We start from the raw sequence: 23,426 nt of genomic DNA, 5'->3' as shown, positions 1-23,426 counted from the left end.
CTGGAAACGTTTTCGCAGCAAGCAACCAAACGGAGGTTACGATGAGTAAACTATGGTGGCCCCTGGCGGTCCTGCTCGGAATTGGACTGCTCCTCGGAGGGCGCTGGGTGCTGGCGGCGCGCGAAGCCGATGCGCGCCAGGCACAGGCCGAGGGGGCAGCGTCCAAAGCGCGCGAGCAGCTTGCAGTGGCCAGCACTGAGCAAGGACGGCGCGAGTACGTACTCGAGATAATCGGTTTGGGGGTAACTCTCGACAAGTACCGGCAGGGCAAGCTGTGGGAGGCGCTCCAGTCCGGCAATCCGTACGCCTCGCTGCGCGAGCATGATCCGAAGAAGTACCCCTGGGCAGACACTGACAAGCTCGGCATGAGCGGTGGCCGGCTTCTCGATGCTTTGCTCAATGGCGCCGGCTATTCGGTGAGCTACTGGGGTACTCCAGTCTTCAATGCGAATCCACCTGACTTTGGCGAAATTCCAGATAGCCCATTATCGCCAATTATGGGATTGGCTGCAGGCGCAGAGGGAGAGGGCATGTCGGACAGTCTGTTCGTCGCCGGTCCGCGCCGCTTCGCAGAGCGGCCTGACCGCATCCTCGAGGACGTGTTCGACTTCTTCGATGCCAACCCGGATCTGCCATATATCGTGCTGAACTCCACTGATGGGATGTCCACTCGGGAACGCTCGCAACCTCGTGGAGCGTCGCCGCTCGTCAAGGACGGTTACTACGTTCCCGAAATGCCCGACTCGGCAGCGCTGTTCATCCTGGCCCGTCGCGAACGAGTCGACTCGATCCGGCCGTTTGCTTTCGACGACATTGACGACTACGACGTCCCCATGGACGTGCTCAATCGCGATGGCGTCGCGCGGCGGCTCTACCTCGGCCATCTCGAGCTACAGAAGTCAGTGCCGATTTCATATAAGAGCTCCGTCGGCCGCCCCCCAACCATCGCCGAATGGCTGGATTTCGCCGCAAAATTCAGCGTGCGTCCCGACATCCGCGGCACCGGCGCGGTCAGCTTCCTCGACCGTGAGCTGAACGCCAGGCACCGGCCGCCTCTGGATTGGAAGCCAACCCCATGGTTCCCGGTCCCCTGGAGCAAAACACAACTTGAGCAATTCGACAAGATGGCCACGCTCGGCTACATCCACCGCCCCGTCTTCGTAAAAACCACCGACGAACACGGCAAGCCGCTGGCCCGGCGCGACGCGCGCCAGAAAGCGCTCCTCGAAGGTTTGCAGGAAGCCCTACGCACCTTGCCCGAGGCTGAACGGCCCAAGGCACCAGCCCGCGTGATCGCCGCAACCAACAGCCAGACCGAACAACTGGTCGCTCTTGAGGGCATGCTGCACCAGTACGCTGCGCAGGGCGGCCCCGAGATCGACAGCGGCAAGCTCGACCAATTCATCAATATCGACCGGCGCCTCGGCAACACCGGCACCGCCACCTTGTTCATGGAGATGGCGATCGGCGTCATGGGGAGTTATCGCGCCGGCGGCCCAAGCCTGGCGGTCAACCTGCGCGACCCGCACGAGGCCACTTTCATCTTCATCAGCCCGCCCTCAGAGGAAAAGCGCAAGGCCCAACAGTCACGTGGTGATGTGTTCCGGCCGATCAAATCGATGGCGGTCGATCCAGCAAACTATGCCGTGCCGGAGACCCGGTAGAAATATGCACCTTTGGATTTCCGTTCGCATTAAAAAACCAAGGCATTCCTTCCATGAAAAACGTCATCAAGCTAGGCGACGCCACGTCGCATGGCGGCAAGGTGATCAGCGCCAGCGCCACCCACTTCACGGTGCAAGGAATTGCTGTGGCCTGCGTGGGGGACACATGCAGTTGTCCCATCCCTGGCCATGCGGGCTGTACGATTACAACCGGCTCTCCGCATCACAAGGTCAGCGGGAAGAGCATCGCCTTTGATGGCGACAGTCTCAGCTGTGGGGCAACGCTTATCTCAAGCTTCAAGCACTTCAGTACCAGTAGGTAGGGCCAGTCAGGATCGTCCGTACTCGCGAGCTAAGATCGTGTCGATAACCCACCTATCTCCAGAGGGAAACAGTAAAATTGTTCTCTTGTCGAAAGAGACAGCGGATTTGGAACGCCAGCTTATTCTTCTTGGAGATTTATGAATCCACCTGATGCACCACGCTTTACACCTGGGAATTTCACTCCGACCGACGAGCAGACTGCGATCCAGGTCTCAAAAGATAGAGTTGTCGTCATCAGGGCCAACGCCGGGGCCGCCAAAACCACAACGTTAGCGCTTCGTATCGGCGAAGCGATTGCTCGCGGGCTTGGGCCCGAACACATACTGGCGCTGACGTTCACGTCGGAAGCACGCGATGTGCTAAAGCGTCGTCTGCTCGAAATCGGCATTCCCGCCTCCACTGCGGCGCAATTACGTGTGGCCACGTTCGAACAGTACGCAATCGAATCCCTGGAGCAGCTTGAGCAAGGCAAGGTCACGCAAATCGAGCATATCAAGGGGCTCAAACCCTATGTCGATGAAGCGTTACAGAATGTCAGCGACACGTACAGTGGCAAAGTGGAGTACCTAGTATCGGACACCTCGACGTCGGCCTTGAGCCAATTCTTCCATGCGCAGCTTGAACTGAAGGCGACATTGCGCCTGCAGGCCGATCTTGAAGACCTCAGCGAAGATGAGATCAGCGATGCGCTTGGGGTAAGCTATTCCACTGCCTTGACCATCAGGGAATACGAACAAATTCGTTTAAGGGGCCACGCTGATGTGCTGTTTCGTGGACCGTTCGATGCGACCTATGACCTGGCCTGTATGCTCGATCGCGACCCCGCGATGCGATCAGAGTTGCCACGCGCGCGTATCATATTGTGCGACGAACTGCACGACCTGAACGAAGCATCATTCCACCTGCTCCTGCACCTGATCGAGTCAAATTACACTTATTTCATCGGTGCCGGCGACGTCGACCAGGTCATCCACTCCAAGTTGGGTGCCAGAGAAGAATTCATGTACAGCCGCTTCAATTCGGCGTTCCGGTCCGCAGTATCGTATCCCCTGACGCACAGTTTCCGGCATGGTCCTTTCTTGGCTTACGCAGCGGGCGCATTCAAGAACAAGCCGGCTGACTCTCTCCTGCCGCTGCACACTGAAATCGATGAGCTGCACTATGACGCGACGGGTTTGAGCTGTTCCAAACAAGTCGTCGCAAGCGTCAAGCGTTGGACCGAATCCGGAAGAGGCGCCGAAGAATGCACGATCCTGGTCCGGGAACCACATCAGGCAATTGACATCGAAAATGCTCTGATGCAGGCAAATATCCCATACAGGACGCTGGAAATGCCGCGCTACCTCGATCGCGAAGAAATCATGTTCTTGCGCGGCATGATATCCATTGCGCTGAACAATTTCGAGGATACCGATAAGACCAAGCGGGGTCCCATTTTCGACGCCGTAGCAACCTTTGCCGAAGTGAGTTTTGCAAGCGGCGAATATGCTCAACTTCGCCAGGCGGTGATCGACGAACCGGTTGCCTTGGCGTGGCTGTTTTCGGGCCGCGTCGATCAGCGAGGTTCAATCGATGTTCGTGAGCGGGTCAGGAGCGTGGCTGACGAGATGCAGCGCGCCGCGCGCAGCCAGGAGCCGGATCTCGTCCTCGGGACATTACGCCAGCAACTGAGCAGCCTGTTGGAGTTCGTACAGCCAGAAACCGCGCACGACACCGATACTGCACTGGGGCGGATTGCAACCGAAGTCGCGCAGACCGTGACGACGATGGTCGCTCATCTGGAACGCAGCGTGATGCTCATTGACGCGCAGGACCTACTAAACATAATGCGCAATTACCTGCTGACCTTGCTTGCGACGGTCAACCAGCTTGTTGCTCGCGACGTCAAACAGCGAATGGCAGGAATGATTGCCTACATGCGTGAACTTGCGCCAGACGCACCCGCCAATGAAGTACTGCAACATATTTGTAAGCTGATGGATATCGAAGCGCTCGCTAAACGCTTATACGTGCATCCGCACGAGGCCCATGTCGTCAGCAAATCGATCGCTGGATTCATCAAAGCTGCACAAGACATGCGTATGAACCTGCGGCAGTTTGCAGAGTGGATTGCGGCCGCCGACCGCTACGGATCGGGTAAGCGCGGTGCGCGTTGTGTTCAGCTCGATTGCGTTCGCAATGCAAAGGGAAAAGAGTTTGACCATGTGATCTTGCCATTCCTTGAACAGGGTGAATTCCCTTTTATCAGAGCGGATCGCGGTGAGGAAGAAAACCTGTTCTACGTCGCAATCACACGTGCCATCTCGGCCCTAACGCTGATCAGTCCAGCCGACGCCAACCTGCGCAGCCCGTTTGTTGCGCGCTTGGAGCTCGGACGCAACAAGGTACGGGCAGAGTCGGCATTAACGCGTAATGCCCAGCGCAACAGCCCGGCGATGCGTACTGAGTTCCGGGCGAACGGCGATGACTGGGCAAGGGCGAAAGCACTGGGCGCGCACTGGGACAGAACCAGGAAAGTGTTCTATCTGGTTCCTGGACAGTCGGCTGAACCATTTGCTGAGTGGCTGAATACTAAGTGGAGATGACGAACGTCGAAGATCGCGCCGACGAGAAGCCGAGGCCTACAGAATACGTATTCAGCTCCCCCTCTCAGAGCAGATTCGTTTGCCTGCAATGGCGACGATTTAGCATCGCCAACTTGGCTGCTATTTACCGTTTTTACCATTTTTGCATTTCGAAAAATTAGTTTTATCTGGCCGGTTTTCATCGAGCGCAAGCAGTGGATTCGATCCGTGCTCTGTTAATTTCACCTGAACCGTGCCATCGGGATAAAAGTGTGTTTCAATATAGTTGATATTATCTTTGGGAGCAGATTGCACGCTAACATACGCTTCTTTGTAATAAAATATTATTGTCTCGGCCGTGGCGCCTGTTCTCGGATTTCTCTCCAATTGCAAGCACCCATCTACTTGCCACCGAACTCTAACTTGGATTGCCTCTGAATTCTTCTTTCGCATCCTGACGCAGCAAGTAACACCGCTCCCTCCGCTCGTAGATGAACTTAAATTGACGTGCCCGCCACTAGCACTGTTGACGCTACACTCTGATATATGGCGGTTTGTATAGTTATATCCAACTAGACCCAGCAGAACGTATTCGTCGCTATTTTTATCTGGAGTAAATTCCTCGGCATGGCGAGCTTGGCAGGAGGACGCCAATAATAAGGCGGCCGGGCACAGAAATCGAAGCGAAATCCTATAGTTTCTCGGAAGATTCGATGAAACGTTCATGATTGGCGTTCGGCAATCGCAAATCAATCGTTGGAAACAAAACTTCAGACATGTTCAAGTCGCCCTGCTTCAATTTTGTTAGAAGACGCTGCCCTAGAGGGCTTTCGATGAATTCATCACCTTTCATTTGTCGGACCGCAATGTAAATTGCAAACTTCATGATAGAGTTCAACCCAACTTCTTTTGCCAATTTTATTCTCCGTGCGGCGATTTCATAATGACTGTGAGGCGGAATTTTTGCCAACACGTTAGCTAGATTTGAACGAAGCAAATCCAGTACTTGGTCAACCTCAGACGCATCTAGAAGCTCCGACTCTTGATTTTGACTAAGTATCAATGGTGCCGAAAAATCGTCTTGGGTGCTGAAGTCGGAAGTTATAAGTACCAATTTTCCTGCCCGATCAACATATTGTCAGGCCTCGGCGGGACTAAAAAACTTAATCGACTGCTCGGCACTCAGGACGTTCGTTAAGCTCTCAAATATTCTTGGATCAAAGAAACGTAGCATTGCTTCCATATCTCCAGAAAGCATAACATTCATACGCACCTTCAATCTTTCGATCAAAGGCGCAATTTACAGAGGTGAGCACAACATGAGGACAGTGGAAGTATAAGTACCGTTTTTCGATATCCAGTCACATAGAAGCCTAGGCATTTTCAAGCGACCATGACTTCCGGCCATAATGACAACCGGCGCTGCAGCAATTGCGTTGGCTTCCCGTGCTTGGTCAAACAGACTTCCCCACTGCAGTGAGCTCTTTGATAATTCCAAATGCACTCCCGACAATCCGCCGCCGTCAAGTAAGAAATATATATTGGATGTTGAATGTGCAGAAAGAAACTCATCTGCAGCAGCACGAAAATCAATATAAGCACTCATGCGGACCTCAAAAGGAATCCCGCATTGTGCCCTTTTATTAAGCACTCGACGCAAATGCTCGTAGGTAGAGTAGGAATCGGGTATGAGGTGAACTCTATGTTGTCCCGAGCCTGTATAGAAAGCTGATCACCCAAGGCAAAAATGCTGATCACATCTTTTGCTGCAATTAGCTCAACGCCGGGTCCTTCATCGCCGGTTTGGATTGCGCTACCAAGCACGCCGATAGCCTGTCGAGTGTTTGCCCATAACTGCCTGCCGATGACGACTTGAGTGTCCTGCCCGCTTACAGGAGTAACTGTCTCGCCATTCGACAATTGCAGGCTTTTACCAGCATTCATCGCGTAGCCATTGTGCGCTGAGATCTCGATAATCTGGTCACATGGGTATGGAATCTTGCTGTCGCTGGGAGCGGTATCCTTAGTACGGGCGTGGGTCATTGCGCCTTCGACGCTACATTTGTCCACCATGCTCGACACTGCGGTGAGCATTGCACTCAATGGGGCTGCATTATTGTCGAGCACACTTCCATTTGACTTGATCGTCCCGGTAAGTGTTGCAAGGTCTACCGTTCGATGGGTCGTCGCTGCAGAGCTAAATGTTATTATCATCTTTCCGAGCTGCTTCATTAGTGCAACTCCAGCAGCGTTATCGCCAGCGGCATCTCGAACTGACGTGTTGTGTGCGGTCCTGTAACTTGATACGAACAATCCCGCCCCAGCCCGCACGACGCCGTACGCATCCGTACGAAGCTCTGCACCAGTTCCTCGAAAACTACCTCTATAGTTATCGGCCGCGTGAATCAAATGACCTAAATTTATTTCGCTTCCAACCTGCGTGCTTTTGAACTGCACCCGACTTTGGCCATCTATGTCATCGAACAACAGCTGAGAATATCCATAGCCCCCGAATTCCTTGCTGCGAATTCCCCACTGAGATGTTGGATTCCGGTGTCCTGCGCTATCAGCCGACGCACCGTGCCACACTGGACTATTCCCGCCACTGAGGTTTGCCTGCCCCGATACCGCGTGGTCATGCGCAGCTTCAAAACAGGAAAGGTCAGCCCCCCTATCGCGACGCCCGCCAGGCGTTGCAACGACTCCCCCTTCACCCTGCCCGTTATAGAGCGCGCCAACGACAATCGGCCGATCGATATCGTTCTCGAGGAACTGCACCAACACCTCCTGCCCAATGCGCGGCAAGAACTGCTGCCCCATCCCTCCACCCGCCGAACGCTGTGCAACGCGCACCCAGCACGTCGCGTCCCACTGTCCTGCCAATGAAACCGGATGCGTATCCGCCCCAGCCTGTCGCAATACAGCTCATCCGCGCCACTCGGCTGGTCGTTGCCATCCGCCCCCACGACGATGGCACTCTGCGCCCCGAACGCGACCGGCTTCGGATATGCGCGTCCTTCGAAAGCCGTCAACTTCGGACGCCAAACGATCTCTGTCGCCACCGCGCTGAAACAGTTGGCATACCCAGTCTCCCGCGCCCGCGCAACCGCCAGACCCAGCTCCTCAGGCATATCCGCGCGAGCAAGTTCCTCCAGCAACTCTGGAATCGGCCCAAACAATTCGGCCAGCGCATGCTGCGCCTGCGGCGGCATGTTGTTGACACCGATACTCAGGACCGCAGCACGGTAAAGGAAGCCGACTCACGCAACTGCTGCTGCAGCGCGCCGGTGACCTGCACCCGCGTCCCCGCCCGCAGCGTCCGCACGGTCGAGCGCCCACGCCACAACTGTCCTTGCGCTTCCCGCTCCTGCATGCGCAGGTCCGCATAATGCTGCGCCTGCTGCCAATCGGCATAGGCATACTGCCCCGGCACCTCATACTCCTCCAGCGCCGGCAGCTTGCCGTAGGTGGTGTGCGACGGCGAACTGCCCCCGACGGCCTGTTTGGCCTTGTAATCGACACTGAGCACCGTCGTCAGCGAAGCGTGCAGCCGCCGTTGCGCCGACAGCGCCTGGATACTGTCCGACTCCTCCACCGAACGGGCGCCATGGAAGCGGATGCCGCCGAGCGCTTCACGGCCGGCATCTTCCGACACGGCGCACAGCTGGCTGCTATCCGCAAACAACACCAGTCCCGGCCCCTCATCGGTCAGCTCGAGCCGCCAGCTCAGGCCCTCCTCGGCAAGCAAGCGGCGCACGAAATCGAGGTCGGATTCGCGGTACTGGCAGCAGTAGCTGCGCGGCGAGACGTCCGCCAGGAAGGGCCCGACATCATCGCTCCAGCGCCAGCGCGCCAGTGGCTGATACGCTTCGAACACCGCATCGACGATCTCGACCACGCTCTTGTCCTGCCAAACCCGGCTATTGCGCACCTGCTCCAGCCGCCATAGCCAGGACGAGATCCGGACACGGTAGCGTGCCAGCCCGCCATCGCTGCCGAGCATCGCGGCTTCGCAGATCTCGCCGGCGAAGCGCTCACGCGCACCGTCCGCCAGGCAGATTTCCAGCACCGCCAGCTTGCCCAGCAGCGTCTCCAGCGCCACGAAGGCGTCAGTCGACAAGGCAATCACGTCACGCGTGCCGACCTCCTGCAGGGCTTCGTCGGCAAGAAATGCTTCGACCAGCAGGCCGGCCTCCTCACCTTCGCCAATCATGAGTTCATACAGCCGGCTTGCACTGCTGAACTCAGCCAGGGCGGCAAAGATCTGATCCGTCAGCGTCGTGCTCATGACCGTATTGATTCCTCGTGGGCTCGCAGCGAAGGCACTACGATATAAGCAGTCCGAGCGTCAATTCTTGCGCCGTGTCATCAGTTAGAGACCCGGGCTGAACCGAACGCGCCCCTTATCCGAATATTGTTAAAATATTTACAACTCCTTCACCTGGCGCCTGTCGTGAAATACATCCAGAACATCTTCCTGGTCGGGTACATGTTGATCGTCGCCCTGTTCTTCGTGTGCGGCCTGGGCCTGATCGTTCTTGCCGCCGTGGAAACCTGGAGCGCGCTCAATCCCGGTGCTGGGCTCAAGGTAAGGCAGCGTTTCGAACTCATCCTGGAATGTGTGGGCCTGCTGACGATCGCGGTCGCCTCGCTGGAACTGGGCCAGACCGTGCTGGAAGAAGAAGTGCAGCGCTCGGTCAACATCAGTTCCCCTACCCGCGTGCGCCGCTTCCTGTCGCGCTTCCTGATCGTGGTGGTGGTATCGCTGTCGATCGAATGCCTGATCGGCGTCTTCCAGTTCATGCATGGCCGACCGGAATTTTTGGTCCATGCCGCTTCTGTCGGCCTGGCCGCGGCCGCGATCCTCGCCACCTGGGGCCTGTTCGTGCGCATGAATGTCGATGCCGAGAAGCTCGAACCGCATTCGATGCACGAGGTCCAGGCCGAGGACAAGGAAATCGCAACCTGAGCGGTACACAAGCAAAAACAGCAGTTCGCAGGCGTTATCGGCCGAACAGTCCCCGGGTCAGCGCATCGACCACACCTTTGGTCACGGCTTCCGTCATTGCCCCTTTGACGGGAGCGGGGGCCGTTTTCTCTTCCGATGGCCGGTCCTGTTCCACCATGACGGCATGCATTGCCGCACCCATGCCCGGCGCCAGCGACGCGACCGACTTCAGACGGACCTTGAGGTTCCATTGCGGTTCCCAAGTGATCTTCGGATCCTTCGGCCGCGGCGGATACGCCATATTCAGCTCATCGCCATAGGCGATGACACTCGACATGGACATGGCGCTGACCGCCTCTTTCGGTGCCATGCACTCGGTCGCCCCGGCTGGCAGCAGCACCTTTTCCTTTTGCCACTTGCTGATGGAGCCGTTCGGCTGGTAGTTCACCAGGCCCATTCCCATGTCCGGCAACTCGCTCGAGGTCCAGTACACCATTTCCATGTCCCCAGCGTCACCCTTGCCTAGATCACGCATGCCCATCGCCTGCACGAACCATCCGCTGGCCTGCTGCATCGGCTTCCACTTGAACAGCACACCCTGACCTTCATCGTTGCGGCTTGCCTCGACGGCCGGCATCAGGTCGTGCTGCGCGTCGATGTTGAACTTGAAGCCGTCCACTACGCCATCGCCAGCAAAGGCGTGCTCCCCCACCAGCGACGCACCATCCGGCAAGCGGCGGGTATCGCTCTTGTTGGGCCAGGCCGGGCGGCCAGGCGCCGGCTGCGGCACGCGAGAAGTAGCGCTGCGATTCTGGAAGAATTTGCCGAATTGCGCTGGATCCAGCTTGGCGAGATCGATGACCAGCGGCTGTCCTTTGCGCACCTCCGTCCCGCAGCCCCAATACAAATACATTTTCCCTTTCGGCATCTCGAACTTTGGCGGTTCCGGGTCCATGTCTTCCGGGCTGGGCAGGTCTGCCGGCCCCTGCCCCGGTGCCAGCAGGTTCAGCACCGGCCCCAGCTTCGAGCCGGCCGGCACGCTTTGCGTCGCCGTCGTCAGCTTGCTGTTGTTGCGAGTCAGGAGTGTGACATCCATCCAGCGGCCCGGGCTCTGGGCCTGGGTCATGCCGAAGGTGTTGTTCAAGCCGCCGTTCGCATCGGGCATCGACATGCCGCCGGAAAAAGTCGCCAGATCGATATACGCCTGGCTGACGGGTGGCTTGACCTTCTGCACCGGCTGCGCAGCGAGCACGGAAGGGAGGACAAACATGCCCGAGATGGCAAGTGCTAGGTGTCTTGGCGAGAACATGGAAGCTTTCTATGATGTGGTATGGGTATCCGGAAGCGGCTAGTTTGCTGGCAGGTCCGTGTCCAGCCCATCCCCCCGGGAGGGGGAAGTTGGCGCATTGGGCGCATGATTGCCTCTAGCGCCAACAAAATTGGCACGAAGCACTTGGATATTCGCGCAAACGTCGCTATAATCTTGGCTTCTTCGGGTCGTTAGCTCAGCTGGTAGAGCAGCGGACTTTTAATCCGTTGGTCGCAGGTTCGAATCCCGCACGGCCTACCAAAGATTCAGCAAGGAAGGCGTCATGAGAAATCGTGACGCCTTTTTTGTTTTTTGCACGTCATCGTGCTGTCATCCCCGCCTCCTATGCTGTCGGTTCTTCAACTAGGAAAACCGACAATGCCGTTTCTCGACCACGCCGCTCTACCGACCACCCTGCGCGTCCTGGGCGCCGCCATGCTTGCCGCCGGCATCCTCGCCGGTTGCGGCAGCAGCGACGACGATGAAGACCTGACGCCAAAGACGCTGACGATGGAAAAGATCGGCAGCTACAACGGTGGCAAGGCCGGCGCGGCGGAAATCACCGCCTTCGACGCCGCCAGCAAGCGCCTGTTCGTGGTCAACGGCGCCAACGGCACAGTCGACGTGCTCGACCTCGCCACGCCCTCCGCGCCGAAACTGGCCGGCACCATCAGCGTGGCCGGCCTCGGCAGTGGTGTGAACAGCGTCGCCATCCATGACGGCCTGGTCGCGCTGGCCATCGAATCCTCACCCAAAACCAATCCCGGCACGGTCGCCTTCTACAATGCGGCCGACCTGAAACTGGTCAACAGCGTGAAAGTCGGCGCCCTGCCCGACATGCTCACCTTCACCCCGGACGGCCGCACCCTGCTGGTCGCCAACGAAGGCGAGCCGAACAGTTATGGCCAGGCGGATTCCGCCGATCCGGAAGGCGCGGTCAGCGTGATCACCGTCAACCGCGGCGGCACGCCGACGGTCGCCACCGCCGACTTCCGCGCCTTCAACGGCCAGGAAGCCGCGCTGCGCTCCCAAGGCATCCGCCTCTACGGCCCGGGCGCCAGCGCCGCCCAGGACCTGGAGCCGGAATACATCGCTACCAGCGAAGACGGCCGCACCGCCTACGTGACGCTGCAGGAGAACAATGCGGTCGCCATCGTCGACATTGCCACCGCCAAGGTCACGGCGCTCAAGCCGCTCGGCACCAAGAACCACAATGTGGCCGGCATGGGCATGGACGCTTCCGACGAAGACGGCGGCACCAATACCAACAGCGGCAGCCCGGCGGTCAGGATTGCCCCGCAGCCGGTGAAGGGCATGTACCTGCCGGACGCGATCGCCCGCTTCACGGTGGACGGCACGGCTTACCTGATCACCGCCAACGAAGGCGATGCGCGCGCCGACTGGCCGGGCTTCAACGAAGAGACGCGAGTACGTGCTCACTGCAGCGGCGGCCTCGACCCGGCCGTGTTCGGCAATGCCGCCAGCCTGGTCTTCGACTCGAACCTCGGCCGCCTGCGCATTACCACCGCGCCGAACGGCGGCAGCACCGGCAAGAACGCGGCCGGCCAGTGCACCGAGCTGTACACCTTCGGCGCCCGTTCGTTCTCGATCTGGGACACCAACCTGAACCGCGTCTACGACTCGGGCGACGAGTTCGAGCAGAAGACCGTATCGCTGCCGAATGCCCGCTTCAACGCCAGCAACGACAACAACGAGCTTGATGGCCGCAGCGCGTCCAAGGGTCCGGAGCCGGAAGGCGTGGTGGTCGGCCGCTTCGGCAGCAAGACCTATGCCTTCATCGGCCTCGAGCGTGTCGGCGGCGTGATGGTCTACGACGTCAGCAAGCCTGCGGCGGCGAGCTTCGTCACCTACCTCAATACCCGTACCAACGACACCGGCGACCTGGGTCCGGAAGGCCTGGCCTTCATCCCGGCGGACAAGTCGCCGAACAACAAACCGCTGCTGGTGGTCGGCAATGAGGTGAGCGGCACTACCGCCATCCTCCAGATCAATCTGAGCTACTAAGTCCGAAAAAGGAAATGCCAGCCACGACGGTTGGCATTTCCTCCCGCGCCGCCGATAATCGGCCCCATGCCCTACTCCATCGCCGCTCCCGTCCACTTCGAACTCATCATCAAGAAGAGCCGTTTCCTCGCTTGCGTCCAGCCGATGCCCGACCGGGCCGGCGCCCAGCAGGTCGTCGCCGGCCTGCGCGCCGAACATTCCGGTGCCGCCCACGTGTGCTGGGCGTTGCTGGCCGGTGGCCAGTCGGCGGCGGTCGATGACGGCGAGCCGAGCGGCACCGCGGGGCGCCCGATGCTCGACGTGCTGCGCCACCAGGACCTGGAGGGCGTGCTGGCCACCGTGGTCCGCTACTTCGGCGGGGTCAAGCTGGGTGCGGGCGGGCTGGTGCGCGCCTATACCGACAGCGTGGCACAGGCCCTGCTGCAGGCGCAGAAGGTGCCGATCATTAAACTGCAACAGCTGCGTTGTAGCGCGCCCTATGCGCTCGAAGGCCTGGTACGCCGCGAGCTCGACGGCGCCGGCGCCAAGCTGACTGAGGTTTCCCACGGCGACGACGTGCTGTTCGACTTCAGCCTCCCCGCGCAGGATGCCGGCGCGCTGCGCACCCGCCTCGACAACGCGGGGCACGGACGGATTGCCTGGCCGAAGGCCGAGGGCTAAGCGTATTTCATATCGGCCCGCTATACCTGTCATCACGACACGAAAGCGGACTGGACGCGCGCAAGCCGCTATAGTGGCCGGTCCTCCCTGCCACGTCTGCGCACCTTGATCAAGAAAAGCCTCGTTCCCCTCGCCCTTGGCGGCTTCGGCATCGGCATGACCGAATTCGTCATCATGGGCATCCTGCCCGAGGTCGCCGGCGGCCTGCACGTCAGCATCCCGCAGGCCGGCTACCTCATTACCGCCTACGCCCTCGGCGTCGTGGTCGGCGCGCCGACCCTGGTCAGCCTGATGGCGCACCGCCCGCCGCGCAGCGTACTGATGTGGTTCATGGCGATGTTCACGCTGTTCAATGCGATGTCGGCCTTCGCGCCGAACTTCGAGGTGATGATGCTGTCGCGCTTCATGGCCGGCCTGCCGCACGGCGCCTTCTTCGGCGTCGGCGCCGTCGTTGCCAGCCGCCTGGCCGACGAGGGCAAGGTGGCCGCCGCACTGGCGACCATGTTCACCGGCCTGACCCTGGCCAATGTGGTGGGCGTGCCGGCCGGCACCTGGCTCGGCCACAACATGAGCTGGCGCGCAGTGTTCCTGGTGGTGGCGGCGATCGGCCTGCTGACCGTGCTGGCCCTGCGCCAGCTGGTACCGCACATCGAGGCGAAGACGCGCACCAGCCTGATGCAGGACCTGCGCATCTTCCGCAGCCCCGCCCTGTGGCTGGCGCTGGCCATCACCTCGATCGGCACCGGCGGCTTCTTCGCCTTCTTCAGCTATATCGCGCCCTTGCTGACCGAGGTCACGCAGTTCCGGCCGGCGAGCATCCCGATGGTGATGACCGTGGTCGGCGTCGGCATGACGGTCGGCGTGCTGCTGGGCGGCAGGCTGGCGGACCGGGTACCGCCGCTGCAGGCGATCCTGCTGCTGCTGGCCAGCATGACCACCCTGCTGCTGTGCAATGGCCTGTTCGCCGGGTCGCAGCCGGCCATGCTGCTGCTGGCCTTCGCCACCGGCGCCAATGCGCTGGCCCTGGGGCCGCCAATCCAGATGCTGCTGATCGAGCATTCGCGCGAGGCGGAAATGCTGGGCTCCTCGCTGGGCCAGTCGGGCTTCAATATCGGCAACGCCCTGGGAGCCTTCCTGGGCGGCATCCCGCTCACCCTCGGCTATTCGTATGCTTCGCCGCAGTGGGTCGCGGCCGGGCTCGCGCTGGCGGGTGTCGTGCTGGCTGCGACGATGCTGGCGCAGGGCCGGGTTCAGGCACGCGCCGTCGCCTGAGGCCCGAGGGCTGCCAGCAGCTCCTCCGACCACAGTACGGTGGCAAATTCGCCATGCAGGCTGGCCAGGGCCGCGTCGTGCATCTGCTCGGCCGTGTAATGGCGGCCGTCCGGACCGGTACCCTCGAAGGTCGCGCCAGCATCATCGGGTGGGATTAAACGAGGGTAGGGTCGCCGAGCGCCTGGACGGTCTCGGCAGCCTCGTTGCGCAAGACCTGCAGCGTGGCCGCGTCGAGCGGACCGGGCTCGGTGTCGTCCGGGCGTTCCGCCGCGCCGCCCAGGGGCGAATCGACCAGGGCGTAGCGGTTCGCCAGCAGCAGGGTGTCGAGCAGGGTGTGCGGTTCCGGGTTCAGGACGCCGTCGCGCAGGGTGCCGATGGCTTGCGCCACGTCCGCCGGGATCGCCAGCTTGCGCATGATTTCCAGGCTGGCCACGTCCTCGACCAGCACGCCCCAGTTCTCGGTATCGTCTTCCAGCAGGCCGGGAAATTCGTCGGCGCGCGACAGCAGGTAGAAGCCGCCGACCTCGTGCACGATGCCGGCGAACAGGGCGGTGTCGGGATCGACCTTGGTGACGTGGCGCGCCAGCGCCTGCGCCAGGGCCGCCACCTGGGCGCTGTGGTTCCACAGCTGCTCGGCCTTGGCGCGCAGCAGCGGATCGGCGATACGGTGGCCAAACTGGCGCACCATCAGGGCCGCGACCAGGCCGCGCAGGCGGCGGTAGCCGATGCGCAGCACGGCAGCGCGCACATTGTTCACCTGCACGCCGTTGGCGGCCCCGTACGCGGCGGTGTTCGCCAGCGCCACGGTGCGCGCGGCCAGTTGCGGTTCGGACAGCACCAGGCGGATTGCCTCGTCCACATGGCAATCCGGCTCATCCAGCGCCAGCTGCAGGCGCAGCACGGCGTTCACGCTGGTGGGGAAGCTGATGTCCCCGCGCGCGGCCTGGGCGGCAATGTATCCGAAGGCTTCGAGTTTGTTCACACGGGAATTATACCCCCGCCCCCGCGCCTGCCCGACAGTAAAAAGCCCGCAGGGCAAGCCTGCGGGCTTCGGTGACAGCAAGAAAGCAGGCGCTTACTTCACCTTGATCGTGCTCTTCACGCGGGTGACGCCCTCGACGCTCTTGGCGACTTTCTCGGCGCGCTGGGCCTCGGCCTTCGAATCGACGAAGCCGCTCAGCATGACGACGCCCTTCTCGGTCTCGACCTTGACCGCCAGCGCGCTGGTATCCGGTTCGGCGGCCAGGCCGGCCTTGACCTTGGCGGTGATCGCGGTATCCGACAGGTTGGACGCGGTGCGCGAGCCGGCGCGCTCGGTGGCCCTTTCGGTCTTGTCGCCGACGTTCTCGACGCTGCGCTCGGTGCGGGCTGCGGCGCCGCCGGTCACTTCGCGGGTCTTGTCGGCCACGTTACGGCCGGCTTCCTTGGTCTTGTCGACAACGCCCGCGACCGCATTGCGGGTTTTCTCGCCGGCGCGCTCGAGGGCGGTATCCGGCTGGTCCTTGTTCTCGACCAGGCAGGCGGTCTTGTTGCCCCGTTCGTCACACTTCTCGACGGCCGCCGCTTTCACCGGATCCTTGGTGTCGGTCGAGGCGATCAGGCCGGCGCTGCCGGCGGCGCCGGCGGTGGCGGCCGTGCTGCCGGTACCGCCCACGGTAGTACGGGTGTCGCGGGCATCGGCGGCATCGCGGGTGCCGCCGAGCTTGGCCAGCGCGGCGGTGCGCACCGACTTGGCATTGTTCATGCAGCTGTCCTTGGCGTTGCCGTTCATGGCATCGCATTTCTCTTCAGCCAGCTCGTACTCGGCTTCGGCCAGCTTGCGGCGCGCCGCATCGCGGTTGGCCGTATTGTTCTTGTCGTGCTTCTGCACGGCAGCCAGTTCGGCGCGTGCGCGGGCGACGTCGGCCTGTTCCTCACAGACGTCTTCTTCCTTGAGGGCATCGCATTTCTGCTTGGCGGCCTTGTGGTCGGCCGCGATCTTGTCCATGGCCTGGCGATAAGCCGGGCTGTCGTTCTGGGCAAATGCGGGAGCGGCGGCAATGGTGGCGCCGGCGGCGCTTGCCAGCAGGGCGGCGAGGAGTCGGTTCATGATGGTGTCCCTTGTGTTGGTTGTTGTGATGACATCATCATTAGACGCTCCACACCCGACAGCATCTGTGCGACAACGAACACTGAACGTGTTCCTTGTCGTTCTGGCGGCGTCCGCCGTTGCTGAAACGCCGCCGCCGGGCTCATTCCGCTGCCAGCAAGCCTTCGCGCCAGAGTTCGTCGACATCGTCGAAGGGCGCCGCAGCCGCGCCGAAGGCAGCGCCGTCGCCCGCCAGGCGCACCCAGACGCGCGTGTCGTGGCCGCTGCGCGGCACCGCGACCTTGTCGCGCACGCCGGCCAGCCAGCGGTAGACCCGCGCGTAATCGTCCGGCTTGCTGCGCCGGGTCCAGGCCAGGGCTGCCAGGTCGGCGAAGCCTTCCTCGCGGCGCGTCTCGCGCATGGCTTTCGATGCCGCCAGCAGCGAGGCATCCGCGGCACGCTCTTCATTCACTTCCACGAAACCGGCCGGCAGCGCATGCCAGGCGCCCTGCGCATAGCGCCAGCAGTGCGCGATCTCGTGGGCGGCCATGGCTTCGATCAGCGCACCCTGCTCTGCTTCAGGAATGCCGGCCAGCACGGTTTCGGCATCGGGGTTGTTACGCAGGGACATGACCAGCTTGCAGCGGCCCTTGTCGAAGCCCATCGCCAGCGGCACGTCGCCCGGGCGCGGCCGGGGCTGGACGGTGATGTCGAGCGGAAGCTTGAGTTGCTGGGAATAGGCCAGGACCGGTCCGGCGGCGCTGAGCCAGCGCTTTTCCAGCGCGGTCAGTTCGGCGGCGTGAAGTGCCGGTGCCAACACGAGCGTGGCGAACAGCAGGGGCTTGAACATGGCGATTTCCCTCAAGGACAATAAGATGCCTATCGGCAATTCTAGCCCGGGATCAAGCCCATCTTGAGGGAAAATATTTCGCCGTTTTGAGAACGGCAAGCTTGTCAGTTTTGCCTGTCCGACGCAGATTCGGCGGCAGGCAGCACCGGCGCCAGCATGGCGGCGAGGCGTTGCGCTTCGGCTTCCATGGCGGCCGCGGCGGTCGACGCCTGCAGCAGGGCCGTGGTGCGGCGCGAGCTTTCGGTCTGTCCCTGCGCCGGGCCTTCGTCGAGGCCGATCGAGGCCGTCACCGCGGTCACCCGGGCCACCGCGTTCGCGATGGCCTGCAGGGCGCCGGCATCTTCCATGTGCGCCACCGGACTGCCGACCAGGTCGCGGATGTCCTTCACCACGGCGGTCGAGCGCAGCGCCAGCGCCTGCAGTTCCTGGACGACGGCGGTCTGGCCTTCGTCGTGCTCACCGGTGCGCAACGCCTGCACGGCGGCATCCAGCGCCAGGATGTTGGCGCGGAAGGCCAGGCCATCGATCGCGCCGACGATATCGTCGACGCGCTTGGGTGCGGCGCTCTCTTCAATAGGGGCCGCCGGGCTGGCGTCGGACGCTGCCGCGGCGGGCGGACGCGGCAGCCCGCGCACGACGTACCAGGTAGCGCACACGGCCGCAGCCACCGCAGCGGCGCACAGCAGCACGATCCACTGGGCGAAACCGGAAGACAGGCCGCGTGCCGCCGCCATGTCGTCGGTCGCCAGTTTCTGTTCGAGTTCGATGAAGCGCGTGAGGCTGGCAAGCCAGTCTTCGAACGCCGGCCCCGCCTGCTGCGACAGCAGGATGGCCGCTTCCTGCGCCTGCCCTTCGGCGTGCAGGGCGATCACGCGCTCGACCAGCGGACGGGTGCGTCTTTCCTGTTCCTTGATGGCGGCCAGCGCTTCACGTTCCGCGGGCAGGATGCCCGGCAGTTCCTGGAACAGCGCATCCAGCGGCGAAGCCGCGCGCGCATAGGCGTCGGCCAGGGTCTTGAGACGGCCGATGGGCGCGGCGGCGGCGGCGGGATCAGGAGCGAGTGCGACGTCGCGCACCGCGATTGCACGGTCGCGTACGCTACTGCGCAGTTCGAAGGCGTAGCGCTGCTTGATGCCGCCGACCTCGTCGATGCGGTACAGCAGCTGCTCGATCTGCCCCGCACGCGCGGCCGCCAGCACGGCCAGCGCGATCATCAGGAGGATCACGGCGCCGTAGCCGATGGCCAGCCGGGCGCCAGTGGAAAGGGGCTTCGTCGTCATGTTTTTGTCGTTGGTAGCGGGAGGCGCCCATGGCGCAAATTCTTTCCCCTAAGCAATGCAGCGACTATAACATGGCCCTGTATGGATTGACGAAGCCTTCAGTTTAAGTTAAGTAAATCTGGCGGCAAGTGTTGCGTCGATGCCAATCGCGCCGCCAGTCCCCGCTTATTTCGTCAGCGATGCCGCCGTCACGAAGCTCGGGCGGATGTCGTTCGGCACGGTCGGCTTGAGGCGGTCGAGCGCCTTCTGCACTTCCGGACGGATCACCACGTACTTGGTCATCATCGCCTTGGCACGCGCGTAGTCGCCGGTGGCTTCGATGCTCAGGAACTCGCGGTCGAGATCGATGACGGCCTGCTTGATCTTCTTGAAGTTCACCGAAAAGGTCCCGTCGCTGTTGGCGACGAAGCCGCCCTTGTCGAGCAGGTAGTTGACCTGGATCGCCATGCCGCGTGCGTGCGAGGAGGTCAGGCCGAAGTGCAGGGTGCGGAAGCTGGACGCCAGGAAGGTGTTGTACAGCTTGCGCTCGGCAAGCGCGCCCTGCCCTAGCGTGTCCTTCAGCATGCCCTTTTCCATCATGTAGCCCAGCGCCCACAGGCCGGTGATGTCGGCCTTGGCTTCCTCGATGGTGGAATAGGTGTCCTTCAGGTCCTGGCGCGGGGTCGATTCCTTGCCGTCCTGCTTGGTATGGTGCGGGCCCAGGCCGTGCATGATCTCGTGCGCGAGGATGTGGGTGAAGAAGGAGTCGAAGTCGAGGTCCTTCTGGTCGGCCGGGCGCAGCACCAGCTTCGAGATCGGCTTCAGGGTCGATTCGAACTTCGCTTCCTGCACGTTCTTGAGCATCACGCGCTTGGAGCCACGCTCGCGGATCACGCGTTCGTCGTTCGGCAGGTTGTAGGCGGCGGTCTGCACGCCCATGTTGCCGTCGCCGGCGCCATAGACTTCGTTCACCACCACCATCGGGGCGATCGCGCCGACCTTCGGGTTGCGGTACTGCTTGTCGAGCGGCAGGTTGTCTTCCAGTTCCTGCAGGTGCTGGCCGAAGAAGGCCAGCTTCTGGGTTTCCTTCTGGTCGCGGATGCTGACGTAGGCTTCGAAGGCGGCCTTGTAGCCGAACAGCTCGTCGTTATAGGTTTCGTACGGGCCGATCGTGACGTCCACCGGCGAATCCAGGTCCATCCAGGCGAAGTCCGAGGCCAGGTAATCATTGGAGAGGAAGGCGTCGGCGCGCAGGCTCAGGAATTTCTTGAGCGAGGCGTTGTCGGTGAGTGCGGCGGCTTCGCGCAGCAGCTTGGCCAGCTTTTCCAGGTCAGGGCGGTATTCATCCGAATACTTCACGGTGCGGAACTTACCGTCCGCACCTGGGCGGATCACGGTGAAGAACCATTGCGCATCGGCCTTCTGTGCGCCAGGTAAGCCATTCATCCAGCTTTCCAGGGCTTCCTTGCTCGCATTCTCAGGATAGAAGTTGGCGCCCAGCGGCTTCTTGGCCGGGATCTTGATGCCGGCATACTCCGCGGGCATGAAGGAGGTGTTGTCGTCGATGCCCGACCACGGGCCCTTGTTCAGCCAGAAGGCGTTCTGGCGCGCGCGGCCGAGTTCGCTTGTGTCTTTCTGCAGCGCGGCCCACAGGGCTTCGTTACCGGACCAGCGCTGGCGCAGCTGCAGGGTGTCGACGATCTTGGCGGCCTCGATCAGCTTGACCATGGCGGCGCGGTCGCCTTTCGACAGCTTCGAGGTGTCGGCCTTCAGCTCGACAGGCGCGAAGCGCTTGCTCATGGCGGTGAGCTGGGTGACGGTGGCGGGTTCGGCATACGCACTGGCGATAGCCGCAAACAACACGAGAGGAGCAAGGAGTTTCGTCATGATGTCTCTGAGAATGGTTATTGTCCGGCGATTGTAATCTCTTCAGCGCAGCGCAGGCCCCGTGTACTTCATCAGCAAACCTTTCGGCCCCACCGCCCAGCCCCGCGTCGGGCCGGAGAAGCCGACCGTGTTCATCGGCGTCTTATCCAGTTCAGTCCAGCTGCGGCCGCCGTTCAGCGAATAACCCGATCCGGCCAGGCCGGCCGCCACCAGGGCGCGCGGCGCACCGGGCACCGGCACCACCACCGACATGTAGCCGCTTGGGGCCACCTCGACCGGCGTCCAGCTGGCGCCGCCATCCTGGCTGTAGGCGCCGTTGACGCCCGCCATGCGGGTTTCCTTGTAATCGCCGCCGGCGGCGAAGCCCTCTTTCGTGTTCAGGAAGGCGACCGAGAACACGCCGCGGGCGGGCGCGCCGGCCGGGATCGGGGTCGACGCCGGGCGCCAGGTCTTGCCGCGGTCGGCGGAGTGGAAGACGCGCGCGGTGGCGCTGCCGCCGGTGGCGATCCAGGCGTCATTGGCGCCGGCCACGCTCAGGCAGGTGCCGCTGGCGGCGAAGGCGCCCTCGTTCGGCATCGCTTCGATGCCCTTGGCCGCGACTTCCTGCCAGGTCTTGCCGCCGTCGCCGGTGGTGTAGACCTGGAAGCTGCCCTTGACCGGATCGCCGAACAGGATGCCGTTGTCCTTGTCCCAGAACGCCATCGCGTCCCAGAAGCCCTCGGCCACGCCGTTCGTGACGACCAGCTGCCAGCTGGCGCCACCGTCGGTCGTGCGGTAGATGCGCGAGGTCGCGCCGGGCCCCGCCCCCATCACGACGGCGGTCTTCGCATCGAAGGCCTGGATGTCGCGGAAGTCGATCTTGTCGGCCTCCGGCACCTGCATCGCCTGCCAGTTGCTGCCATCGACGGTGCGCAGCACGGTGCCCTTGGCGCCGCTGGCCCAGGCCACCTTGTCGCTGACGACGGACAGGCCGCGCAGCTCGGCGCCCGTACCGCTGGGGGTGGCTTGCCAGGATTGGGCGGCGGCCGCGTTTGAGACCAGCAGGGCGGCGATGAACAGGGCACGTGCGGACAGGGACATGGATGCGGATCCTCTCATGGTTGAGTAACGATGCCGCATTGTAGCCTGCAGTTCCCGGCCCGCTGCCGGATATCAGGGTCGCGCGATCGTGGCGAGCGCCTCGCCCTGCCGCCAGCCGCCGCCGAGGGCGCGCACCACGGCCACCGTGGCCAGCAGGCGCTGGGTGCGGATCTGCGCCGCCGCCCGGTCCGCCGCCAGCGAGGTGCGCTGGGCATCCGTGACGTCGAGGTAGGTCGACACGCCGCGCTCGTAGCGCGCCTGCGCCACCAGCAGGGCGCGCGCCGCGGCCTGCTGCGACTGCGCCTGCACCTCGCCCTGCTGTGCGCGGCCCTGCAGGTCGGACAGCGCGTCCTCGACTTCGCGCAGGGCCGTCAGGAGGCGGGTCTGGTGGTTCGCCACCGCTTCTTCGTAGCGCGCTTTCGAGAGCGCCAGGTTGGCGCGGTTGCGGCCGCCGTCGAAGACCGGCAGCGACAGCGCCAGCGGACCGGCCGAGAACGCGCGTGCGCCGCCGCTCGCGAGGTCGCGCAGGTGTTCGGAGGCAAAGCCGAAGTTCGAGGTCAGCGACAAGGAGGGGTAGAAGGCGCCTTCGGCCACGCCCACCTGCGCATTGGCCGCCTTCAGCTGGGCCACGCTGGCCGCCAGGTCGGGACGCTGTCCCACCAGGCTGGCCGGCAGGCCGACCGGGATGCCCGGGGGCTGCGGCAGCTGCGCGCCCTGCGCAGCGGCCAGCAGCGGCGCGCTCGGCGAGGCGCCCACCAGCGTGGCCAGCGCGTGTTCGACCGTATTGCGCTGGCGCTGCACCTCGTGCAGGTCGGCTTCGGCATTGGCGCGCTCGATGCGGGCGCGCGAGACGTCCAGTTCGTTCGACAGGCCGGCCTTGAAGCGGGCCTCCACCAGCGCCGAGGCTTCGCGGCGCGCATCCAGGGCATTGCGCAGGATCGCCAGCTCGGCGTCCAGGCCGCGCAGCTGCCAGTAAGACTGGGCCACCTGGCTCGACAGCATCAGCAGCACGCCGTCACGGTCGTCCTGCGCCGCCAGGGCTTGCGCATCGGCCGCTTCCACCACACGGCGCACGCGGCCCCAGAGGTCGAGCTCATACGACAGCGAGGCGCCCAGGCTGAAGTTGTTGCCTTCGATCGAGCGTCCGCCGAGCGCGATGCCCTGCGCGGTCTCGCTCGAGCTGCGGGTATTCGACACGCCCGTGCTCACGGCCAGGTTCGGCGCCTGGCCGGCACGCACCACGCCCAGCTGGGCCTGGGCCTGCAGCAAGCGCTGCGCCGCGGCCTTGACGCCGGGATTGTCGCGCAGGGCGCGCTCTTCGAGTCCATCCAGGGTGGTGTCGCCGAACACGGTCCACCACTGGACCGGCAGCTGCGCAGCTTCATGCGCCGATGCCGCGTGACGGAAAGCCGCATCCGGCGCGCCGGCCGGCGCCTTGAAGTCGGGGCCGACGGTGGCGCAGCCGCCGAGGGCAGCGGCCAGCGCGGAGACGAGTACGAAATTCTTCAGCATAGTC

20 protein-coding genes and 1 tRNA gene are annotated in these 23,426 nt (G+C 62.7%); 8 read left to right on the top strand and 13 right to left on the bottom strand.

Annotated elements, in window-relative coordinates; all coding sequences use genetic code 11:
* The first annotated feature begins 41 nt into the window (after positions 1 to 41).
* The 3 genes from AC56LK_RS10395 to AC56LK_RS10385 all read left to right on the top strand — a co-directional run bounded on the left by AC56LK_RS10395 (position 42) and on the right by AC56LK_RS10385 (position 4,573).
* Positions 42 to 1,664, top strand: a complete 1,623-nt coding sequence (locus AC56LK_RS10395; RefSeq protein ID WP_497184468.1) for a type VI lipase adapter Tla3 domain-containing protein — start codon at positions 42 to 44, stop codon at positions 1,662 to 1,664.
* Between the two features lie 53 nt (positions 1,665 to 1,717).
* Positions 1,718 to 1,987, top strand: coding sequence for a PAAR domain-containing protein (locus AC56LK_RS10390; protein ID WP_497184467.1), 270 nt, complete (start codon positions 1,718 to 1,720; stop codon positions 1,985 to 1,987).
* A 138-nt stretch (positions 1,988 to 2,125) separates the two neighbouring features.
* Entirely contained in the window at positions 2,126 to 4,573 is a 2,448-nt protein-coding gene (locus tag AC56LK_RS10385; RefSeq protein WP_497184466.1) for a 3'-5' exonuclease, read from the top strand.
* Positions 4,574 to 4,693: 120 nt separating this feature from the next.
* Here AC56LK_RS10385 and AC56LK_RS10380 read toward each other — a convergent pair whose 3' ends face one another.
* The 5 genes from AC56LK_RS10380 to AC56LK_RS10360 all read right to left on the bottom strand — a co-directional run bounded on the left by AC56LK_RS10380 (position 4,694) and on the right by AC56LK_RS10360 (position 8,840).
* Positions 4,694 to 5,278: a DUF3304 domain-containing protein gene (locus AC56LK_RS10380; protein ID WP_497184465.1), complete on the bottom strand. Its 585-nt coding sequence runs from the start codon at positions 5,276 to 5,278 to the stop codon at positions 4,694 to 4,696.
* Positions 5,244 to 5,468, bottom strand: coding sequence for a hypothetical protein (locus AC56LK_RS10375; protein WP_497184480.1), 225 nt, complete (start codon positions 5,466 to 5,468; stop codon positions 5,244 to 5,246). The genes AC56LK_RS10380 and AC56LK_RS10375 overlap by 35 nt, the downstream gene beginning before the upstream one ends.
* A gap of 384 nt (positions 5,469 to 5,852) precedes the next feature.
* On the bottom strand, positions 5,853 to 6,158 hold the full coding sequence (locus AC56LK_RS10370) for a hypothetical protein (RefSeq protein WP_497184464.1): 306 nt from the start codon (positions 6,156 to 6,158) through the stop codon (positions 5,853 to 5,855).
* Positions 6,155 to 7,330 (bottom strand): type VI secretion system Vgr family protein, encoded by a 1,176-nt coding sequence (locus tag AC56LK_RS10365; protein WP_497184477.1) that lies wholly within the window; start codon positions 7,328 to 7,330, stop codon positions 6,155 to 6,157. The genes AC56LK_RS10370 and AC56LK_RS10365 overlap by 4 nt, the downstream gene beginning before the upstream one ends.
* 451 nt (positions 7,331 to 7,781) lie before the next feature.
* Entirely contained in the window at positions 7,782 to 8,840 is a 1,059-nt protein-coding gene (locus AC56LK_RS10360; protein ID WP_497184463.1) for a type VI secretion system Vgr family protein, read from the bottom strand.
* A gap of 165 nt (positions 8,841 to 9,005) precedes the next feature.
* Here AC56LK_RS10360 and AC56LK_RS10355 point away from each other — a divergent pair, with 165 nt between their 5' ends.
* Positions 9,006 to 9,521, top strand: a complete 516-nt coding sequence (locus AC56LK_RS10355; RefSeq protein ID WP_497184462.1) for a hypothetical protein — start codon at positions 9,006 to 9,008, stop codon at positions 9,519 to 9,521.
* Positions 9,522 to 9,555: 34 nt separating this feature from the next.
* On the opposite strand, the gene AC56LK_RS10350 is transcribed toward AC56LK_RS10355, so the two are convergent.
* Entirely contained in the window at positions 9,556 to 10,809 is a 1,254-nt protein-coding gene (locus AC56LK_RS10350; RefSeq protein ID WP_497184461.1) for a hypothetical protein, read from the bottom strand.
* 185 nt (positions 10,810 to 10,994) lie between these two features.
* Between AC56LK_RS10350 and AC56LK_RS10345 the strand changes: the two genes are divergently transcribed.
* The 4 genes from AC56LK_RS10345 to AC56LK_RS10330 all read left to right on the top strand — a co-directional run bounded on the left by AC56LK_RS10345 (position 10,995) and on the right by AC56LK_RS10330 (position 14,766).
* A tRNA-Lys gene (locus AC56LK_RS10345) sits at positions 10,995 to 11,070 on the top strand.
* Positions 11,071 to 11,187: 117 nt separating this feature from the next.
* Complete coding sequence (locus AC56LK_RS10340; protein WP_497184460.1) at positions 11,188 to 12,834, top strand: choice-of-anchor I family protein; 1,647 nt, start codon at positions 11,188 to 11,190, stop codon at positions 12,832 to 12,834.
* A 66-nt stretch (positions 12,835 to 12,900) separates the two neighbouring features.
* Entirely contained in the window at positions 12,901 to 13,494 is a 594-nt protein-coding gene (locus tag AC56LK_RS10335; RefSeq protein ID WP_497184459.1) for an IMPACT family protein, read from the top strand.
* A 105-nt stretch (positions 13,495 to 13,599) separates the two neighbouring features.
* Entirely contained in the window at positions 13,600 to 14,766 is a 1,167-nt protein-coding gene (locus tag AC56LK_RS10330; RefSeq protein ID WP_497184458.1) for an MFS transporter, read from the top strand.
* A 154-nt stretch (positions 14,767 to 14,920) separates the two neighbouring features.
* On the opposite strand, the gene AC56LK_RS10325 is transcribed toward AC56LK_RS10330, so the two are convergent.
* The 7 genes from AC56LK_RS10325 to AC56LK_RS10295 form a co-directional block, all read right to left on the bottom strand.
* On the bottom strand, positions 14,921 to 15,748 hold the full coding sequence (locus AC56LK_RS10325; RefSeq protein WP_497184457.1) for an HDOD domain-containing protein: 828 nt from the start codon (positions 15,746 to 15,748) through the stop codon (positions 14,921 to 14,923).
* Positions 15,749 to 15,841: 93 nt separating this feature from the next.
* Entirely contained in the window at positions 15,842 to 16,855 is a 1,014-nt protein-coding gene (locus AC56LK_RS10320) for a BON domain-containing protein (RefSeq protein WP_497184456.1), read from the bottom strand.
* A 142-nt stretch (positions 16,856 to 16,997) separates the two neighbouring features.
* On the bottom strand, positions 16,998 to 17,684 hold the full coding sequence (locus AC56LK_RS10315) for a hypothetical protein (protein WP_497184455.1): 687 nt from the start codon (positions 17,682 to 17,684) through the stop codon (positions 16,998 to 17,000).
* Between the two features lie 104 nt (positions 17,685 to 17,788).
* On the bottom strand, positions 17,789 to 18,964 hold the full coding sequence (locus AC56LK_RS10310; protein ID WP_497184454.1) for an MCP four helix bundle domain-containing protein: 1,176 nt from the start codon (positions 18,962 to 18,964) through the stop codon (positions 17,789 to 17,791).
* 165 nt (positions 18,965 to 19,129) lie between these two features.
* The gene (locus AC56LK_RS10305) at positions 19,130 to 20,830 is read right to left on the bottom strand and encodes a DUF8614 domain-containing protein (RefSeq protein ID WP_497184453.1); all 1,701 of its coding nucleotides are present in this window, start codon (positions 20,828 to 20,830) and stop codon (positions 19,130 to 19,132) included.
* A 42-nt stretch (positions 20,831 to 20,872) separates the two neighbouring features.
* Positions 20,873 to 21,910 carry a WD40/YVTN/BNR-like repeat-containing protein gene (locus AC56LK_RS10300; RefSeq protein ID WP_497184452.1) on the bottom strand — a complete coding sequence of 346 codons (1,038 nt, stop codon included), beginning with the start codon at positions 21,908 to 21,910 and terminating at the stop codon, positions 20,873 to 20,875.
* Positions 21,911 to 21,982: 72 nt separating this feature from the next.
* Positions 21,983 to 23,422, bottom strand: coding sequence for an efflux transporter outer membrane subunit (locus AC56LK_RS10295; protein WP_497184451.1), 1,440 nt, complete (start codon positions 23,420 to 23,422; stop codon positions 21,983 to 21,985).
* Between the last annotated feature and the right edge of the window lie 4 nt (positions 23,423 to 23,426).

This window comes from Telluria sp. ZB4P36 (assembly GCF_059685865.1).
The sequence above is the reverse complement of the archived record's forward strand: the minus strand, read 5'-3'. Positions and strand labels throughout refer to the sequence as shown.

Coding starts and splice junctions, on each gene's coding strand:
- AC56LK_RS10395 (WP_497184468.1), top strand. CDS start 42: ATGAGTAAACTATGGTGGCCCCTGGCGGTCCTGCTCGGAATTGGACTG.
- AC56LK_RS10390 (WP_497184467.1), top strand. CDS start 1,718: ATGAAAAACGTCATCAAGCTAGGCGACGCCACGTCGCATGGCGGCAAG.
- AC56LK_RS10385 (WP_497184466.1), top strand. CDS start 2,126: ATGAATCCACCTGATGCACCACGCTTTACACCTGGGAATTTCACTCCG.
- AC56LK_RS10380 (WP_497184465.1), bottom strand. CDS start 5,278: ATGAACGTTTCATCGAATCTTCCGAGAAACTATAGGATTTCGCTTCGA.
- AC56LK_RS10370 (WP_497184464.1), bottom strand. CDS start 6,158: ATGAGTGCTTATATTGATTTTCGTGCTGCTGCAGATGAGTTTCTTTCT.
- AC56LK_RS10360 (WP_497184463.1), bottom strand. CDS start 8,840: ATGAGCACGACGCTGACGGATCAGATCTTTGCCGCCCTGGCTGAGTTC.
- AC56LK_RS10350 (WP_497184461.1), bottom strand. CDS start 10,809: ATGTTCTCGCCAAGACACCTAGCACTTGCCATCTCGGGCATGTTTGTC.
- AC56LK_RS10340 (WP_497184460.1), top strand. CDS start 11,188: ATGCCGTTTCTCGACCACGCCGCTCTACCGACCACCCTGCGCGTCCTG.
- AC56LK_RS10335 (WP_497184459.1), top strand. CDS start 12,901: ATGCCCTACTCCATCGCCGCTCCCGTCCACTTCGAACTCATCATCAAG.
- AC56LK_RS10320 (WP_497184456.1), bottom strand. CDS start 16,855: ATGAACCGACTCCTCGCCGCCCTGCTGGCAAGCGCCGCCGGCGCCACC.
- AC56LK_RS10315 (WP_497184455.1), bottom strand. CDS start 17,684: ATGTTCAAGCCCCTGCTGTTCGCCACGCTCGTGTTGGCACCGGCACTT.
- AC56LK_RS10310 (WP_497184454.1), bottom strand. CDS start 18,964: ATGACGACGAAGCCCCTTTCCACTGGCGCCCGGCTGGCCATCGGCTAC.
- AC56LK_RS10305 (WP_497184453.1), bottom strand. CDS start 20,830: ATGACGAAACTCCTTGCTCCTCTCGTGTTGTTTGCGGCTATCGCCAGT.
- AC56LK_RS10300 (WP_497184452.1), bottom strand. CDS start 21,910: ATGTCCCTGTCCGCACGTGCCCTGTTCATCGCCGCCCTGCTGGTCTCA.
- AC56LK_RS10295 (WP_497184451.1), bottom strand. CDS start 23,422: ATGCTGAAGAATTTCGTACTCGTCTCCGCGCTGGCCGCTGCCCTCGGC.